The organism is Pseudarthrobacter siccitolerans, from assembly GCF_001046895.1.
GTDB classification, from domain to species: domain Bacteria; phylum Actinomycetota; class Actinomycetes; order Actinomycetales; family Micrococcaceae; genus Arthrobacter; species Arthrobacter siccitolerans.
In genome coordinates, this window is record NZ_CAQI01000027.1 from 97,214 (window position 1) to 112,240 (window position 15,027).

General features: G+C 60.3%; 15 protein-coding genes. 8 read left to right on the forward strand and 7 right to left on the reverse strand.

All coding sequences use genetic code 11. The features are described from left to right. Positions 1 to 92: 92 nt before the first annotated feature. Both ARTSIC4J27_RS23510 and ARTSIC4J27_RS23515 read right to left on the reverse strand, forming a co-directional pair. A complete protein-coding gene (locus ARTSIC4J27_RS23510) occupies positions 93 to 563 on the reverse strand; it encodes a transposase (protein WP_161799526.1) in 471 nt (156 codons plus the stop codon). Positions 564 to 567: 4 nt separating this feature from the next. Continuing rightward, positions 568 to 729: a transposase gene (locus ARTSIC4J27_RS23515; protein ID WP_083435269.1), complete on the reverse strand. Its 162-nt coding sequence runs from the start codon at positions 727 to 729 to the stop codon at positions 568 to 570. Positions 730 to 1,521: 792 nt separating this feature from the next. Here ARTSIC4J27_RS23515 and ARTSIC4J27_RS02070 point away from each other — a divergent pair. From ARTSIC4J27_RS02070 to ARTSIC4J27_RS02100, 6 genes are all read left to right on the forward strand, one after another. Then, positions 1,522 to 2,763: an ABC transporter substrate-binding protein gene (locus ARTSIC4J27_RS02070; RefSeq protein ID WP_050053556.1), complete on the forward strand. Its 1,242-nt coding sequence runs from the start codon at positions 1,522 to 1,524 to the stop codon at positions 2,761 to 2,763. 455 nt (positions 2,764 to 3,218) lie between these two features. Then, entirely contained in the window at positions 3,219 to 3,956 is a 738-nt protein-coding gene (locus ARTSIC4J27_RS02080; RefSeq protein ID WP_235436486.1) for an ABC transporter ATP-binding protein, read from the forward strand. Further along, positions 3,953 to 4,831 (forward strand): branched-chain amino acid ABC transporter permease, encoded by an 879-nt coding sequence (locus ARTSIC4J27_RS02085; RefSeq protein WP_050053559.1) that lies wholly within the window; start codon positions 3,953 to 3,955, stop codon positions 4,829 to 4,831. The genes ARTSIC4J27_RS02080 and ARTSIC4J27_RS02085 overlap by 4 nt, the downstream gene beginning before the upstream one ends. 47 nt (positions 4,832 to 4,878) lie before the next feature. Continuing rightward, entirely contained in the window at positions 4,879 to 5,859 is a 981-nt protein-coding gene (locus ARTSIC4J27_RS02090; protein ID WP_050053560.1) for a branched-chain amino acid ABC transporter permease, read from the forward strand. Continuing rightward, entirely contained in the window at positions 5,856 to 6,626 is a 771-nt protein-coding gene (locus ARTSIC4J27_RS02095; RefSeq protein WP_050053561.1) for an ABC transporter ATP-binding protein, read from the forward strand. The genes ARTSIC4J27_RS02090 and ARTSIC4J27_RS02095 overlap by 4 nt, the downstream gene beginning before the upstream one ends. Positions 6,627 to 7,351: 725 nt before the next feature. After that, positions 7,352 to 7,498, forward strand: coding sequence for a lmo0937 family membrane protein (locus ARTSIC4J27_RS02100; protein ID WP_139205044.1), 147 nt, complete (start codon positions 7,352 to 7,354; stop codon positions 7,496 to 7,498). 100 nt (positions 7,499 to 7,598) lie between these two features. Here the strand turns inward: ARTSIC4J27_RS02100 and ARTSIC4J27_RS02105 are convergent, their stop codons facing one another. Both ARTSIC4J27_RS02105 and fdhA read right to left on the reverse strand, forming a co-directional pair. Next, positions 7,599 to 7,787, reverse strand: a complete 189-nt coding sequence (locus ARTSIC4J27_RS02105) for a hypothetical protein (RefSeq protein WP_050053563.1) — start codon at positions 7,785 to 7,787, stop codon at positions 7,599 to 7,601. 150 nt (positions 7,788 to 7,937) lie between these two features. Further along, the gene (gene fdhA, locus ARTSIC4J27_RS02110; RefSeq protein WP_050053564.1) at positions 7,938 to 9,155 is read right to left on the reverse strand and encodes a formaldehyde dehydrogenase, glutathione-independent; all 1,218 of its coding nucleotides are present in this window, start codon (positions 9,153 to 9,155) and stop codon (positions 7,938 to 7,940) included. 459 nt (positions 9,156 to 9,614) lie between these two features. On the opposite strand from fdhA, the gene ARTSIC4J27_RS02115 reads away from it, so the two are divergent. Both ARTSIC4J27_RS02115 and ARTSIC4J27_RS02120 read left to right on the forward strand, forming a co-directional pair. Continuing rightward, entirely contained in the window at positions 9,615 to 10,082 is a 468-nt protein-coding gene (locus tag ARTSIC4J27_RS02115; RefSeq protein WP_152683750.1) for a MarR family winged helix-turn-helix transcriptional regulator, read from the forward strand. 84 nt (positions 10,083 to 10,166) lie between these two features. Continuing rightward, positions 10,167 to 10,580 carry an ester cyclase gene (locus ARTSIC4J27_RS02120; protein ID WP_050053565.1) on the forward strand — a complete coding sequence of 138 codons (414 nt, stop codon included), beginning with the start codon at positions 10,167 to 10,169 and terminating at the stop codon, positions 10,578 to 10,580. A gap of 131 nt (positions 10,581 to 10,711) precedes the next feature. On the opposite strand, the gene ARTSIC4J27_RS02125 is transcribed toward ARTSIC4J27_RS02120, so the two are convergent. The 3 genes from ARTSIC4J27_RS02125 to ARTSIC4J27_RS02135 form a co-directional block, all read right to left on the reverse strand. Then, positions 10,712 to 13,333, reverse strand: coding sequence for a GH32 C-terminal domain-containing protein (locus tag ARTSIC4J27_RS02125; RefSeq protein WP_083435281.1), 2,622 nt, complete (start codon positions 13,331 to 13,333; stop codon positions 10,712 to 10,714). Between the two features lie 259 nt (positions 13,334 to 13,592). Continuing rightward, complete coding sequence (locus ARTSIC4J27_RS02130; protein ID WP_050053567.1) at positions 13,593 to 13,886, reverse strand: putative quinol monooxygenase; 294 nt, start codon at positions 13,884 to 13,886, stop codon at positions 13,593 to 13,595. A gap of 52 nt (positions 13,887 to 13,938) precedes the next feature. Beyond that, positions 13,939 to 14,937, reverse strand: a complete 999-nt coding sequence (locus ARTSIC4J27_RS02135; protein WP_050053631.1) for a LacI family DNA-binding transcriptional regulator — start codon at positions 14,935 to 14,937, stop codon at positions 13,939 to 13,941. Positions 14,938 to 15,027: the final 90 nt, after the last annotated feature.

Consider the following 15,027-nt stretch of genomic DNA (forward strand, 5'->3'; position numbering starts at 1 on the left):
CGCGTCGTAGTTCCGTGCGGTTTTGTGTGATCGCATCACGATGCCTCGCCATTGCTTGAGCTTGAAGGCCGTTCGACGACGTTCCGGCCCCGTTAACGTTGGCGCTGCTGCTCACCGAAGTCGATCGGTCGGCCGCGCTTCTTACGGCGGTGGGCGATCTGGTCATCACGCTCGGGAATAGTTGAGGCAGTCCCGCGCTCACGTAGCCAGGTCCGGTTCGCCCTCGACGGGTAGCCTTTGTCTGCCATTACCCGCTCGGGTTTGGTGCATGGGCGGCCAACAGCCTCGGGTACACGGATTTGTGCAAGCGTGGCTTGGAGCATGATCGTGTCGGACGTCTGCCCGGGGGTGAGGACGAAGGCCAGCGCACGACCTTTCCCATCGCAGACCAAGTGATTCTTTGTCGCCAACCCGCCGCGCGAACGGCCGATCGCGTGATCAGGCGGCTCTACCCCGAATTTCTTGTAATACTGTTGAGCCCCCTGTGGTGCGGGGAAGGGTCGCGCCGTGCTGATGCACGTGCACGATCGTTGAATCGATCGACCCGACGCAATCCAGGTCACCAGCCTACTGGCTGAGGGATTGAATTTTCTCGAGCACCCGCGCCCAGACGCCAGTTTTTGACCATCGGTTGAAGTTCTTATAGATGGTGTTCAAGTTTTCGAACCGTTCGGGCATCTCCCGCCACGGGGCACCCGTGCGAAAACGCCAGGCCGTCGCCCCGACCACAACCCGTCGGCCAACCGGCGGGAAATCACATCACGCGACACATATCAATCGCAAAGACAGCAGTCAGAAAGCGACCACGCACAGGACATTCGGCTGAAGGAGCGTCATAAGTCGACGGGTTCACGCGGATGGCTAACACCATGTTGTGAGGGTGCGTTCAGCGATGCCAGACGTTCTTCATCGTCCGCACTCAGACCTTGCTGTCCCGGCCCGTACGCGCGAGCCAACAACGCTTCAACGTCCCTCGACGTGGCCATCGGCTCTCACAACCCCGTGGCACACACAATAAGGCAGCCGACGGAAAGACCTCTGCCTAACCTGCGCTGTTCAATGCAGTACAGAGCTTCTGTCATCTTGAATACCTATCTAGGAATGTATTGACATCGAATTCAACGCTCGATAGCGTTGAGCCGGCTCACTGTGGACCGCTTCGAGCCATTCGGATTCACAAGGCCGGATGCATGTTCTAGTCAATGGGGATGGAAGAACTGATGAGAAGCAGAGTAGGTCTGATGAAGTCGGAGCTGACGCTCAAGCCTGTGGATGCGGCCATTCTTTCGCCACGGAGCGAAGCCCCGGTGGCGCGGAATGCGTTCACGGATTGGACGCGGCAAGGGGGAAAGAAAGCATGACGATTCGAGGCCGGGCTCCCCGAATGGTAGAAGCCTTCCCACTACTGGCGGCGTAGGTCGTTGCGTTGACCCTGTGTTGACGCTGTCCGCTTGCGAAACCCATCGCGCGCTATCTAAGAGGCGCTTCTCGCGTCTTAGCGCATTCTCAAAGAGGAGAAGTATGAAAATCAGATCCGATCAGCCAAGGTTCGGGCTTCGGAGCGGCCGCGTGATGCCAGGCATTGCACTTGCAGCAACGGTGGCTCTGCTGCTAGCGGGCTGTGCTGGAGGCAGCAATAGCGGTGGCTCTTCGGGCGGTAAAGAACCCATCAAGATTGGGGCGACCGCACCTCTGAGCGGAGCCCTCAGCCCAGGATGTCTCAAAACGATCGGGGGGGCCCGGGGATGGATCGACAAGGTCAACGCGGAAGGTGGGATCAATGGACGTCAAATCGAGTTCACTGTTCTGGATGATGAGGGCGACCCACAGCGTGGCGTCAGCAATGCTCGCCGCTTGATTGGCGATGGCGTTGCCGCGTTCGTTGACAACTGCGGGAGTCCCGGCACGGTCGCGGCTATCCCTGTGATCGATGCAGCCGGCATCCCCAACCTGTTTCCCAACAGTGCGAGTGACGCGATCGTGCACCCAGGTGCGCCGACATTGTTCACCCTGCTCCCACCGTTTGACCAGCAATTGGCAACGGTCCTTCCGTACGCGATGGACAAGAATGGCCCCGGCAAGGTTGCGCTCGTCTATATAGACGGTTTAAGCCCGAACATCGTGCCTGCCGCAGAATGGGCAGTCAAAAAATCCGGTGGAACTATGGTCGCAGAACTCGGCGTGCCGGGTGCGACCACCGACTGGGGTCCGACGGTCATCAAGCTCAAGGAAGCCAATCCCGATTACGTGGCGATTGCACACGCGACACCTGCCACCGGCTATCTCGTGGCGGAGATGGACCGCCAGGGTCTCAAGCCTCCTAAGGGTATTATCGCCGCGTATCAGGGTGCCGACACGATCTACAGTAAGAACGCAGGTGCGGCCGCCACGGGTACCATCACCACTTTCGCTACAGTGATGAACACAGATCCAAAGGCGAAAGAGTGCAACGAGACGCTCCCCGCCGACGTGGAGCAGGGTGGGTTTACAGTTCTGGGTTGTGCCTTTATGAAGGCGGCGCTCGAAATTCTGAAGAAGGCTGAGGCCTCCGACAAAGGTCTGAGTTCTGAATCGATTCTCGAGGCTGTGAAGGGTTTCGATGGCGCTGGCTTGCCTGAGCTGCCCGGAGTCGGCAACGAAGGAGGCAGCCGCCAGTTGGCCAATGCCATGTGGATGCTCAAGGTGCTTCCCGACGGGACTCTGGCCCTCGATTCCGACAAACCAGTAGAAATTCCTGATGACAGCAACTGGGGAGTCAAGTAGTGGTGATGCCCGCGGAATCCACTGAGGGCGTCGCGTGAGCTAGAGGAGCGAGGGCTTCCGGGTACCGACTCGGGTTTTGTACCCGTAAGTCTCCCGGAGGCCTCGCTCGCGATGGAATCCACACTCGCGCGGGCCCTAACGATAAGAGTTGTTTCCCGAACCTCCAGGGAGAAGGGAACCGCCGAGAGTGGCGTTCATCAAGATCTTGCCAAGGTCTATGCCGGGGAGGATTCGCGGTTCGATCGAAAGAATGATCAACTCGCCCGCCGTGGGTAGGTGCATTTGAGCCGTAGTCGGCTGGTAAACCCGTAACTTCGCGACCGATGGCTGACGGCCCAGGTGGACGAGCCGCGTACCAATGAACGAGGAGAACATGACATGAAAGAAGTTGCAGCCACGGAATTCGCGTTCAACTTTCCGCGTCGACCGACCGACATGCGAGATAAGTAGGAATGGTGAACTCCGAGTCGAAAACCCCTACAGCAGTGCCTCTTATCCAGCTCGATCATATCGGGGTCCGTTACGGCTCGGCCTTGGCGCTGAGGGAGATCAACCTGTCGATAGCGCCTGGCAGCATTGTCGGGGTTGTCGGGCCGAATGGTGTGGGCAAAACTACGCTTTTGCGGGTGATGTCCGGACTGTTGCGCCCCTCGCAAGGGCGGATCCTCTGGAAGGGCGAAGATCTGGGACGGTTCTCTCCGCATTCAGCTGTGAGGAAAGGAATCGCCCACGTGCCGGAAGGTCGCCGTCTGATCGCCGAACTCGAGGTGATCGATAACCTTCACCTGGGTGCTGTCGCTGCGGGCCTGTCACCGAAGCACGGGGTTGACAAGGTCATCGAGATGTTCCCAGCCGTGGAGCGGTTGCTGAATCGCAAGGCCGGACAGCTGAGCGGCGGTGAGCAGCAAATGGTGGCGGTGGGCCGCGGCCTGATGTCGAAACCGGAGCTCTTGCTCATCGATGAACTCTCTCTCGGACTGGCGCCAAAGATAACCGTCGAACTCTTCGAAGCGTTGAGGACCCTTGCACGCACCACTGGCCTTACGCTGCTCCTGGTTGACCAGAGCGTACGTCTGCTCAACAAATATGTCGATGACCTCTGGGCGCTAAGCCACGGCCAGTTGGTTCCCGTGGACCGGACCGCCGGTATCACCTCACTCGATTCCTACATCGCGGAAGGAACCACTGAATGAACGTGGCTGTCCAGGCTGCTGTTTCAGGCCTCACACTGGGTGCGCTTTACGGCTTGTTCGCACTCACAGTCGTTGTGCTGTGGCGCACGGCTGGTTTAGTGAACTTCGCGCAGGGAAGCATGGCGACGCTGAGCGCGTTCATCGCCTATTTCTTGCTCATACCGCTGGGTTTACCGCTGTGGGTCATGTTCCTCTTGTCGTTGCTCATTGGGGCGGTTCTTGGTGCAGTTATCTACACCGTCGTTTTGCTTCCTCGCTCGACCGGCGATCACTACAACGAACTGTTCAGAACGATGGGACTTTCGCTATTTATCGTCGCCTTCGTCCAGCGCTCTTGGGGATCCGGCGAACCGTACCCGTTCCCCAGCTTGATCGGATCGGGAAGCGTTGACGTGCTGGGATTCCGGGTGCAGTGGCTTCAGTTGCTCACCCTGGTGATTGCGCTCGTTCTGACCTTCGCCTTCGCGGCGTTCCTGCGAACACCGCGAATCGGATTGACGATGCGTGCCGTCGCATCAGACCGAGAGGTCTCCACCATCCTGGGTGTCCGAGTCCGCTTTGTGATCATGATTGCGTGGCTCATCGTGGGGGCTATCGGCGCTGCCATCGCGCTGTTGTTTACTCCGCTGTATTCGCTCTCCTCGGACTTGATGGAGCCTTTCCTTCTCAAGGGATTCGCTGCGGCGCTTCTGGGTGGGCTCTCGAGCTTCCGGGGCGCGATCGTTGCCGGGCTCATTGTCGGGGTGATGGATGCGGAGGTTGCCGTGTTCCTCGGTCCTGAGTGGCGCGATGTCGCAAGCTTCATCCTCCTGCTCGGAGTCCTTCTTATCCGTCCGTCCGGAATCTTCGGACAGGCCAATACGGTTAGGGTGTAACCGCTGTGATGCTACGTCGTCAAATTCCTGCCACCGTGGCGTGCCTGGTGCTCGCCATCATTGCGCCTTTTTTCTCGGGGTATGCAGTGGGGGTACTCGTTCATTTGGTTGCTCTGGCAATCGCCGCGGTGGGGCTCGACCTCATCATTTCCAGGGCTAACATGCTGTCCTTCAGTCACGCGGCCTTCATGGCGATAGGCGCGTACGTTTCCGTCATTTTGATGCGGAACGGTTGGGAGTTTATTTTCGCGGCACTCGTTGGTATCGCGAGCGCGGCTATCGCAGGTTTCCTGTTGGCGATCCCGGCGAGCAGGCTCTCCGGCTTCAGTTTCGCCCTCGTGACGTTTGCCTTCAGTGCAGTTGTCACAGGGCTGGCTGCCGGTTCGCAGCTCATCAGCATTGCAGGCGGCGAGAGCGGTCTGTCCGTGCCTCCCGGCAAGTTGTTCGGCCTCAATCTGTTCAATCCGCACACCCTCTTCTACGTGGCTCTTGTCTTATTGCTTGCGACAATGCTCGTGTGCACAACGCTGATCTACTCGCGCACGGGACGCGCCTTCCGCACGATGAAAGAGAGTGAGGCGGTTGCCGTTGCACTGGGGGTGAACGTCGCGGGGATGAAGATTGGCGTGTTCGCGCTCTCGGCGGGTATTGCCGGTGTCGGTGGCGTCGTCCTCTCGCAAGCATTGGGGGCCATCAGTGCTCCAACATTCAGCTTGGAACAATCCACTATTCTCGTGGCGGCAGTGACGGTAGGGGGCTTGGGTCGCTCACTGGGCCCCCTCGTCGGGATCACGATCTTTGTTCTTCTCCCCGAGATTTTTCAGGGCTTGCAAGACTACTCAGCCCTAGTTTTTGCCGCTGTCTTTGTCGTGACGCTGATCCTCGCGCCCAACGGTGTAGTCGGATTAGTCACATCCTTTCCCTCGTGGGTCCGTCGAATACTCGCGCGAAAGGGAGACGGTCCGGGCGGCTTTGGAACGCAGACGCCTTCCCTATCCTCTGACAACTCAAGCAAGGTGGCGTCGTGACTGGATCCATCCTGGATGTTCGCCAGGCGAGTGTACATTTCGGCGGCGTGGTGGCTGTTGACGAAGTCAATCTTGCGGTTGGAGCCGGGAGCACGCACGCGATCATCGGCCCGAATGGGGCGGGCAAGACAACGTTGCTGAACGCGATAAGCGGACTGGTGCCGCTCTCCGGCGGGGAGGTTCTGTTCGATGGCGCTCCACTGAATAAGCTCCGCGCACGTCAGCGGGCGCGGCTCGGTGTGGTTCGAACCTTCCAAAACCCCGCCCTGATAGACGCCCTCACCGTGCGAGAGAACATTCAGGTCGGGCTTTACACGCAGACGAAGTCCAGCAGCTTCGAAGAGGCGCTCGGGCTTCCGCGCGCGCTTCGCCGCGAACGGGAGGCTCGAGCGCGGGCCGACGCGGTGCTCGAGGAACTGCGGATACCCGTGGAAGGGTCTACACCCGTTGGAGCGCTCCCTCTCGGGCTGCGGAAGGCCGTCGACATTGCGCGGGCTTGGGTGGCGAAACCCAAGTTGTTGCTGCTCGACGAGCCGACCGCGGGACTCGATGAAAGTGAGATCGGCGAGATTGAGTCGGCTCTAGCGCGGGTTAAGGGTGAAATCTCGGTCGTGGTCATCGCCCACCACCTCGACTTCGTCATGCGCCTTGCTGACGAAGTCACTGTGCTTGAGTTTGGCCGAGTGATCGCGAACGGGCCGCCGACCGAGGTCCGTTCGGATCCCGCAGTGATCGCTGCTTACATCGGTACAGCAGATGACGACTAGGCCGTGTTGCTAAACCTGCTGGTGAGCAGTGAAGGGTGGCGGCGAGGCAGAGTCCTGCGTGGTAGTTCCGTGCGGTTTTGTCTGATCCCATCGCGACGCCTCGCGATTGCTTGAGCTTGTTGGAGCACCGTTCGACGACGTTCCGGCCTCGATAACGCTGGCGCTGCTGCTCACCGAAGTCGATCGGTCGGCCCCGTTTCTTCCTACGGTGGGCGATCTTGGTCATCTCGCTCGGGAATCGTTGAGGCGATTCCGCGCTCACGCAGCCACGCCCGGTTCGCTCTGGACGGGTAACCTTTGTCCGCCATCACCCGTTTGCTCTCTGAGAGAGACTGAACCCTCTCAAGCACCCGCGCCCAGACACCAGCCTGGGACCACCGGTTGAAGTTCTTGTAGACCGTATTCCAGTTCCCGAACCGCTCCCGGCACATCCCGCCAGTGTTGGCTGGAATGCTTTTTGGCATTTCCCCAACTCGGATCGCGGAGTAGGTTGAGAGGCACCACACGGAAATGGAGTGAGCTTCGGCATCGATCCGGCATGTGTATGTCTGGGTCGGCCACATCACTGCTACTGCAGAGGCCACGAGAGCGGGAGGCATGCCAATATCCGGACACCAACGGACCTAGCACTCTGAAGACCCGTCATTCCTGGAGGGTTTCTTCCTATGCATCAGGGGCGGGAATTCAACCAAGCATTCTTTACAAATCAAAAGAAGGAGATTCTCGTGTTGCTTTGGATAGCCATCATTATCGCAGTTCTCTGGCTTCTAGGCCTGCTCACCAATATCGGCGGCGGCCTCATACACATACTTCTGGTTATTGCCGTCGTGGTCCTGGTCTTCCACTTCATTCAAGGCAGAACCCGGGCCTAAACCACGTAATCATTTCGAGCCCAATGCGTGCGTAAGCGGCGACCCGCTCCGGGGCTGTCCCGGCCTTAGAGCTGATGCCGGATGGCCGGTGCAGCCACTGTCAGCGGACGCCGAGGTCGCTGTCAATATACGAACCCGGGCGGTTTTCCTTGCCATGCTGGCAATTGCAGCCTCCATCCAGCTGCAGCCGAACGATCACCGGACTCGATGCTTCGAGCCGGATGTCAATATGCTCCTTCCCGTTGCTGCTAAGGCGGAGAATTGATTCTTGGTCGGTGAGATGGGTCATGGAATTACCTTTTGCTGTTGCAGGGAGAGTGGAGCGCCCCGGCGGCATGGGCCAGGAAGGCCCGTGCCGCCGGGGCGGATTGCTAGATGCGGTGAGCGGCTAGCTAGTGCCGGATCTACATGCCCGGGTGTGACCCCACGAGCTGCGGTTCTACGCCTTGACGTATCCGTTCGGATTCAGCACGAATTTCGTTGCCGAACCGGCGTCGAATTCGGCGTAACCGCGCGGTGCATCCTCAAGCGGGATTGCCGTGGCGTTTACTGCCTTGGCAATCTGGACCTTGTCGTGCAGGATCGCCATCATCAGCTGGCGGTTGTACGACATGACGGGGCACTGTCCGGTGGTAAACGACAAGGACTTTGCCCATCCGGTTCCCAAGGACAGCGACAGGGAGCCGTGCTTTGCCGCCTCGTCAATTCCACCAGGGTCGCCGGTGACGTACAGGCCGGGAATGCCAAGGGCCCCGCCTGCAGCGGTGATGTCCATGAGCGAGTTCAGCACGGTGGCGGGAGCCTCGTGGGAGGCGTCCTTGCCGTGACCGCGGGCTTCGAACCCTACCGCGTCGACGCCGCAATCCACCTCGGGGACGCCCAGGATTTGCTCGATCTGGTCCTTCGGATCGCCCTTGGTGACGTTCACCGTTTCGCAGCCGAAGGAGCGGGCCTGGGCCAGGCGGTCTTCGTTCATGTCACCGACAATCACGACGGCGGCACCGAGCAGCTGTGCGCCGACGGCGGCTGCGAGGCCCACCGGGCCGGCGCCGGCAATGTAGACGGTGGATCCGACGCCCACTCCGGCCGTGACGGCGCCGTGAAAGCCTGTGGGGAAGATGTCGGAAAGCATGGTCAGGTCCATGATCTTTTCCAGGGCCTGGTCGCGGTCCGGGAACCTGAGCAGGTTCCAGTCAGCATAGGGGACCAGCACGTATTCGGCCTGGCCGCCCACCCAGCCGCCCATATCGACGTAACCATAGGCGCTGCCCGGGCGGTCAGGGTTGACGTTCAGGCAGATGCCCGTCTTGCGCTCCTTGCAGTTCCGGCAACGGCCGCAGGAGATGTTGAAAGGTACAGAGACAATGTCTCCCACCTTGATGAACTCCACGTCCGGACCGACCTCCACCACCTCGCCGGTGATTTCATGGCCAAGGACGAGGTCCTTAGGGGCCGTGGTCCGGCCCCTGACCATATGCTGGTCCGAGCCGCAGATATTGGTGGTTACCGTGCGCAGGATCGCGCCGTGCGGTACTTTCCGGCCCACGTTGGCTGGATTGACGCCGGGCCCATCCTTGAGTTCGAACGTCGGGTAGTCGGTGTTGATGATTTCGACGACACCGGGTTCTTTGTATGCGACGGCTTTGTTTCCTGACATGGACACTCCTTTGTGTAAGTATTTGGTGCCAGGCCTTCCTTTCGGATGGCCTGGCACTGGTCCGGCAAAGTTGCAGGCGTTGCCCCAGGGCCCGTGAAGGATGCTTCGATGAGGATACCTCCCCAGGTTTCAGGCCACCGAAGCACCCTTCACAGGCACGGGACAGCTCTTCCTTCGCAGGGCGAAGGCCGTCAGTGGGATGCCGTGCCCAGTGGAACAGCATCCCAACGCTGCCTGCCCGGCGCTGGATCGGACAAGCATGACTCTGATGGTCAAAGAGCTTGTATTGATGAGACTAGGGTCACAGGAGCTGCAATAAAAGCGCAAGATTTTGAAGATAACCATGCGGAATGAATGGATGGTGTATCCGGGGCTCCTAACAGTCCTTTTCGCAATTGGCCCACCCTTTACATTCCTTAGAATTAGATTCCATGGAAACAATCCGCTAGGCTCTCTTGTATGAGCAAGGGCCTCGAAACCTCGTCCCTCTACCCTCTTTTCAGCGAACTCACTCGATTGGAAACTGAGCTGTGGGACGCAGTCGATAACCGTCTGCGCAAGGAGCATGGCCTCCCGATGAGCAGGTTTGAACCGATGGCCGTCGTAGATCGCCTGGGTGCGTGCCGGGTTTTCGATGTGGCCACGGCTCTTGCGATTACCGTCGGAGGCACAAGCAAGCTCATTGACCGGATTGAAAAAGCCGGACACTGCCGCCGCAGAAATAACCCGCTCGATCGCAGGTCCTCCCTCATCGAGCTAACGGCCGACGGTCGAATGCTGCTGGAACGGGCCAGGAAGACCGTTGACGCCGAGCTGGACCTCCGGCTGAATCCGGTACTTAGCCGGCAGCAAACAGATGACCTCATGGAACTGCTGGGCGTGCTGCGAAATGCCAGTCGCTTGGCGGCGGCAGGGAGACCGGACTGACACGCTTGCAGGAACCCGAGGTCATCGTCTACCCGCCGCTAGCCAGCGGTGTATCGCCCACCAAAACGTGAAGGAAGCAAGCAAATGACTGAAGAACTGCGGGAACGCATGGACCGTTTCGTCGAATTCATCAATTCGGCCGACGGAAGGATTGGTGATGAGATCATCTCACCGTCGGCAACGTTCCATGTGCCCTTCCTGCCAGAGCCGGTGCAGGGTCCAGGCGGCTACCTCAAAATCATCGGGATCATGCGGCAGGCGTTTCCAGACGTCCAGTGGTCGCTGGAAGAAACCGTTATTGAAGGAAACACAGTAGCCGCTCGATTCATCCTTCGCGGCACACACCAAGGGGACTTCCTCGGCGTCCCTGCAACAGGCAAACAGATCCAAACGCAGGCAATGAACATCTATCGGTTCACAAACGGTCAAATCAGTGAAGAGCACGGACTCCCAGACCTCTTCGGGCTGATGATGCAAATCCGGCCGATCGACGCCTAAATATCCGGGCTGCGGCCGGCCAAACCTCACTTCTCATTTTGAACGTTAAAGCTGAAGGGACCGGGCCCGTGTATTACCGAACCCAGTCCCTTCAGCTCCAGCTCGCAGGTGAGCTGGTCGAAGCGTAGGTGTTATTTCTTTTCGGGAAGGAACATTGCCTGTTCCAGCGGTGTCACGGTGAGTGATTTGAGCTGGGCGGTACCGCCTTCGGCGAAGAGGGCCATCTTGTCGGCTCCCGGGTTCGGGAATACCTGGTCGGTGATGGTCTTCAGGCCGTTCTGGGCGAACACCTCCACTGAGGAGCGGTCCACGTAGATCCGCATGGTCACGTTGCCGTTCTTGTCCAGCGTGACGGCGGCGTCCTCGATGGATGCAAAGGCCGGGTGGAATGTGGTGTTGCCGGATTTGGTGCGGTCAACGAACATCTTGCCGGTCGTGGCATCGTAGCCGATGACGGTGGACGACTCTCCGTCGCCAAGGACAGTGATACCGGATTTTGTTGCGGTACCGGGGGCGAAGCTGAGGTCCACCCGCTCTACCTGGCCCGAAGACTGTGAAGGCAACGGGTGTGTGCCTTCGAAAATCGGGCCGCCCTTCTTGTTTTGGTAGGAGACTTTCCCTCCCAGTGCGTCCACTTGCTGCACGGCGCTTTGGGTAAGGCGGGGGCCGTCAGGGGTTTGGGTGAGTTTCACTTCGCGGGGGAGGGCCATGGCACTGCGCCAGGGGTTGGTTGGGATGTTGTTGGCGTAATCCCAGTTACTCATCCAGCCCAACATGATCCGCTTGTCCTCGGGCATGTTGCCGAAGGATACAGCGGCGTAGTAGTCCCGCCCGTAATCCAGCCAGTCATAGGACTCCAGCCGGGACGCCGCCGGCGCGGGGCTTGCGGTAAATTCGTCCGCGAGTATGTGCCCCCAGCCGAACCGGTTGTTGTCGACAACCTTAATCTGTGCCTGCTGGCCAACAAATTCCTTGACATCCCAGGACGCCCAGTCCAGGCTTTCACTGTCGTTGCCGGTGGCCGTACGGACCACCTTGCCGTTGACCACCAGGTTCACCGTTTCTTCATCCGACCTGGGAACAGCAGCAGTGTCAGTAAGCATGACGTGGTCAAGGGTCAGGTGCCCCCACCCGCCGGTGGCCTGGTCAACGATCCGCAGCTGGGCGGTTTGCCCGGCGAATTCGGAGACGTCCCAGCCTTTCCAGTTCAGCAACCCGCCGTTCTCGCCGGCCAGGGAGCGGACCACGTTGCCATTGATGAGCAGCTGGACGGCGAGGGTCTGTCCGGAGTCGGCGGAGCGGTTGCCGCCTCCCACCAACATGCTCATGAAACCCTTCGTGATGGGGAACTCGGGTGATGTCAGGGTGCCTTGGCGGTCATCACCGGGAACGGTGCCGGTTTCGAACGTGTTGATCCGTTTGGCGCCAATGTAATAGTCCCCGCCGCTCGTGGCCGGCTGGAAATTGGGGGTCAGGTCTCCTGTGCCGGTCCAGCCGGAATCGGCCAGCGTCTTCCCGTCGGGGACTTCGAAGCCGTCAAACTTGAGCTCGCCCTCAGGCGGGTTATTGTCCAGCTTGTCCGAGACGTGGGGGTGCTTGCCTCCGCCTATGAGGAAGTTCAAGTAGTCGTCGGTGACGGTGAAGGTGGGTGACTGCATGGAACCGAGGGGCCAGTCGCCGTCGTTGAAGGAGTTGATCAGTCCGCTGCCGCCGAATCCGGTTACCGGGCTCTGACCGGGCAGGGAACCGGTGGCCGGGGCGTCAGCGAAGGGACCATTCTTCCAGTTGCCCGGTTCGTTGTTCACCGTCCAGCCGCTGTAGGTTCCGTCGTTGAACCCGGCCAGCACTGTTCCGGCCGGGGCGGCAGCGGCTGGTTTGGTGGTTTCGGAGGTGAACGTGGTGCCGTCGAAGTTGCCCACGAAGTACTGCACGGCAGAGCCTCCGGCGACGCCGCCGGGGTTGATGCTGACGATCATGACCCATTTGACGTTGTTCGGGTCGCCGTCAACAGCCAATGGAAACAGGTCGGGGCACTCCCACTGCCCGCCGGTGGCGTTGGCGGGCCCGAAGTCGCTCAGGGCGGTCCAGTCCTTAAGGTTGTCGGACTTGTAGAGGACAACCTTGTGCTCCTGCGATTCCACGGCGGTCATGACCCAGTAGCCGCCGCCGGCCGGGTTGTCGTACCAGAACACCTTTGGGTCGCGGAAGTTGGCTGAGTTCCGGTTCAGGACGGGATTGCCGTCGTACTTGGTCCACGTCTGGCCGTCGTCCAGGCTGTAAGCCAGGGACTGTGCCTGCAGGCCGCGGTGCGGGGACGCTTCCTTGTAGGCACTGGTGTAGATCGCGATCAGGGGCGGGTCTTCCGCGGTGCCCAGTCCGGACGTGTTGTTTTTGTCGACGACGATGCTGCCGGAGAAGACATCCTCCTGGGCGTCGGTGGAGATGGCCAGCGGCTGCTCTTCCCAGTGGACGAGGTCCTTGGACGTGGCGTGGCCCCAGGACATGTTCCCCCAGGTGTTCCCGGAGGGGTTGTGCTGGTAGTACAGGTGGTAGACGCCCTTGTGGAATACGAGCCCGTTGGGATCGTTCATCCAGTTCTTTTCCGGCGTGTAATGGATGGCCGGCCGGTGCAGCTCATCCCCGAGTTCGACGGCGGACGCGGGCATGGCACCAGCCAGTGCAGTGGCGAGCGAAAGGCTGGCCAGTGTCAGTGCGGAGACGCAGCGCGCGCCCCGCAGTGTGGATTGTTTCATGTTGCTTGTGTCGCCCTTCATTGCGCGTGTCTAGCCAGTAGACAACGTTGTCAGTCGGTGCGATGGACTCTAAAAGATGTCTATCGGACAAGTCAACGGTCATTTTGTGGCCGATTTTTGCACCTGAAGTACGTTGCCGGGCGAGGGCACGACGACGGGCCCCGCGTCCGCAGGAGGGGGGCTGAGCTGTGCGAAGGGGCGGCCCTTGAGGGCAAAGTCCTGGGGGACTCCTACCCTCTGGCCGCTGTGTGCAGCGGGGCTAGAGGACCGGGTTCAGCCAGGTCAGCTCCGAGGCGTCACCTTCGATGTGGCGGGCCAGCTCCTCGTTGAACCTGGCTCCGTAGTCGGCGGTGATGTGCTCCTGGAACGCGGCTTCATCCCGGTAGACCTCGAAGACGAAGTATTCGCGGGGATTCTCTTCGCGGGTATAGGGAAGAAACAGTTCGTTGCCTGGTTCGTTCCGGACGTGCCGGGTCAATTCGACCATCATTTCGGCAACGCGGGCCTCACTGCCGGCTTTGACGGTGAATTCGGCATACAGGGTTTTGGTCATGATCTCTCTCTTCGGGTTGTTTGGCAGAGGTGTAGTCCGTTTGGGGAAGGGGTTATGCCGGCGGGCGGATTTCGCCGGAGCCTCTTGGAATGAGCTCGGAGGGGACAACGTAGGTCCGCGGAGTTTGATCGTCGCCGTCGATTCGGGCCAGAAGCCGTTCGGCTGACTTGACGCCAATCCGCTCCGGATGTTGAGCGATGACAGTAACCCCGGGGTCCATCATGTCGGCGAGCGTGAAGTCGTCAAAGCCGACGAGTGCCACCCGCTTGTGTGCGCCGAGCTCCTTCAGCGCGCGCATCGTTCCGAAGGTGACGAGGTTCTGGCTGGAGAAGATTGCCGTCGGAGGATCCTCGGAATTCAACAGTTCAAGGGCCGCCCGCCTCGCTGCTTCCTCATCATGAAGCTCGTCGACGACGGGCAGTGCGGAGGTGGGAAGTCCTGCCCGGGCGACCTCCTCGAGGAAGCCCCGCCGGCGCTCCCGCGCGGTTTGGATGTCTGTGCGGTCGCCGAGGTAGGCCAGTTTGGTGTGTCCGTGCATCAGCAGATGTGCGGCCGCTTTACCTGCGCCCACTGCGTTGTCAGTGACCACGGCATCGGCCTCCACCCCTACCGGCTCCCGGTCAATAAAGACCATTGGCAGGTTCCTGGAGTGCTCCGGGATCATGTAGGCCTGGTTTTTTGCGATCGGCGTCAGGACAAGGCCGTCCACCCGCCTGCCCAGGAAAGCGGCGATGATGGCCTGCTCCCGTTTGGGGTCGTCGTCGAGGCTGGCGGCGAAAACGGCTATTCCCCGTGCGCCGAGCGCATCCTCCATGGCCCGGTGTATTTCACCGCTGAACGGGTTGGAGACGCTGGGCAGCAGGAGGCCGACCGAGAGGGTCCTCCTGCCCGCCCGGCGGAGGCTGCCGGCAGTGACGTCCAGCTGGTAGTTGAGCTGCGCGATGGCATCGAGCACCTTTTGCCGGGTGGCCTCGGATACCCCGGCCTCGTCGTTGATCACTCGTGAAACGGTTTTGATTCCGACACCCGCAAGCGCCGCCACGTGGCGCATGGTGGGCCGGGTGGGGGACAGGGGTGGCTGGTAACGATCAGACATCGTTGTCAAGAAAGTCGCTCCTTCTCGTTCTCTTCCTATTGACTC